Origin of the sequence: Streptomyces sp. NPDC006134 (genome assembly GCF_040628835.1) — a bacterium.
GTDB lineage: Bacteria > Actinomycetota > Actinomycetes > Streptomycetales > Streptomycetaceae > Streptomyces.
The window spans coordinates 1-2,489 of the sequence record NZ_JBEXTV010000141.1 but is presented as its reverse complement, the minus strand read 5'-3'; the positions used below and the strand labels follow the sequence as shown (position 1 = coordinate 2,489).

Sequence of the window (2,489 nt, the reverse complement as noted above, 5' to 3'; positions counted from 1 at the left end):
CGGGTGCGGCGGTGTGGGGCCTGGTGCGCGCCGCGCAGGCCGAGAACCCGGACCGGATCGTCCTGCTGGACACCGACACCGACACCGACATCGACGGCGGCACCAGCACCGGCGCCGGCGGACCGGGGGCCGTCCTGGGGGCGGCCCTCGCCACCGGCGAACCGCAGATCGCGGCGCGCGGCACGACGCTCTTCGCGCCCCGACTCACCCGCGTCACCGGACAGGTTCCGGACGAGCTCGAGGTGTTCGGACCGGACGGTACGGTCCTGCTCACGGGCGGCACCGGTTCGCTCGGCGCCCTCGTGGCCCGGCACCTGGTCACCCGGCACGGCGTACGGAACCTGGTCCTGGCGAGCCGTCGCGGCCCCGACGCCGAGGGCGCGCGGGAGCTGGCCGCCGAGCTCACCGGGCAGGGCGCCACGGTCTCCGTCGTCGCCTGCGACGTCTCCGACCGCCGCGACGTCGAGGCCCTGCTGGCGTCCGTACCGGACGAGCACCCCCTGACCGGCGTGGTGCACCTCGCCGGCGTCCTGGACGACGGAGTGATCGCCACACTCACTCCGGAGCGCCTCGCCGGGGTCTTCGCACCCAAGGTGGACGCGGTGCGTCACCTGGACGAACTGACCCGGGACCGGGACCTGGACGCGTTCGTCGTGTTCTCGTCCGCCGCCGCCCTCATGGGCTCGGCCGGCCAAGGCAACTACGCGGCCGCCAACGCCTTCCTCGACGGCCTGATGGCCGAGCGCCGCGCGGCCGGTCTGCCCGGCCTGTCCCTGGCCTGGGGCCTGTGGGAGCAGAGCGACGGTCTGACCGCGCACCTCAGCGCCGTCGACCAGGCCCGCATGAGCCGCGGCGGCGTCCTCGCGCTGACCCCGGCCGAGGGCCTGCGCATCTTCGACACGGGCCTGCACATGGGCCAGGCACTCCTCGTGCCGATCAAGCTGGACCTCAAGACGCTGCGCGGCCAGGTCGCGTCCGGCGGGGAAGTCCAGCACCTGCTGCGCGGTCTGGTCCGCCCCGGCCGCCGCACGGCACGGGCCGCCGCCGGGGACAGCAGCGCCTTGGTCCGCCGCCTCGCCGGGCTGTCCCAGGACGAGCAGGAGAGCGTCCTGCTGTCCGTCGTCCAGGCCGAGGCGGGTGCCGTGCTCGGCTTCACCGGACCCGAACTGGCCCAGGGCACCGCAGGGTTCGGAGACATCGGCTTCGACTCCCTGACCGCCGTCGAACTGCGCAACCGGCTCAGCGCGGCGACCGGCGTCAAGCTCCCCGCCACACTGATCTTCGACTACCCGACCCCGCAGGCCCTGGCCCGCTACCTGCGCGAGGAACTCGGCGACACCGCGGCGGCCGGCACGCCCGCCGCGACCGAGGCCGCCGTCGCGGACCCCGACGAACCCATCGCGATCGTGGGCATGTCGTGCCGCCTGCCCGGCGGGGTGACCGGCCCCGAGGACCTCTGGCGCCTGGTGCGGGAGGGCCGCGAGGGCATGTCCGCCTTCCCGGACGACCGCGGCTGGGACCTGGACACCCTCTTCGACGCCGACCCCGACAAGGCGGGCACGTCGTACTCCACCAAGGGCGGCTTCCTCGAGGGCGCCGGCCTCTTCGACGCGGGTTTCTTCGGGATCTCGCCGCGCGAGGCCCTCGCCATGGACCCGCAGCAGCGGCTGCTCCTCGAAGCCACCTGGGAGGCCCTGGAGAGCGCCGGCGTCGATCCGACCGCGGCCCGGGGCGACAGCATCGGCGTCTTCTCGGGCGTCTCCATCCACGACTACGTCGAGTCCCTGACGCACCTGCCCGCGGAACTCGAGGGCTTCGCCACGACCGCCACCGCCGGAAGCGTGGCGTCGGGCCGGGTGTCGTACGTCTTCGGCTTCGAGGGACCGGCCGTCACCGTGGACACGGCCTGCTCGTCGTCGCTGGTGGCGATGCACCTGGCGGCGCAGGCGCTGCGCCAGGGCGAGTGCTCGATGGCCCTCGCCGGCGGCGTCGCCGTGATGGGGTCGCCGATCGGTGTCCTCGGCATGTCGCGCCAGCGGGGGCTGTCCGCCGACGGCCGCTGCAAGGCGTACGCGGACGACGCCGACGGCACCGTGCTGTCGGAGGGCGTGGCCCTGGTCGTCCTGGAGCGCCTGTCGGTGGCCCGGGAACGCGGCCACAAGGTCCTCGCGGTCATCCGCGGCAGCGCGGTCAACCAGGACGGCGCGTCCAACGGCCTGACCGCGCCCAACGGTCCCTCGCAGCAGCGCGTGATCCGCAAGGCCCTCGCCGGCGCCGGGCTCGGCCCGGCGGACGTGGACGCCGTGGAGGGCCACGGGACGGGTACGGCGCTGGGCGATCCGATCGAGGCGCAGGCGCTGCTCGCGACGTACGGCCGGGACCGTGACCCGGGACAGCCGCTGTGGCTGGGGTCGCTGAAGTCGAACATCGGGCACACGCAGGCCGCCGCGGGCGTGGCCGGTGTGATCAAGATGGTGCAGGCCCTGCGG

General features: G+C 74.6%; 1 protein-coding gene. It reads left to right on the top strand.

What is annotated here, in order from left to right; translation table 11 throughout:
• Nucleotides 1-2,489, top strand: a 2,489-nt coding sequence (locus ABZ340_RS36500) for a type I polyketide synthase (RefSeq protein ID WP_358786199.1), incomplete at both ends; no start/stop codon positions are given.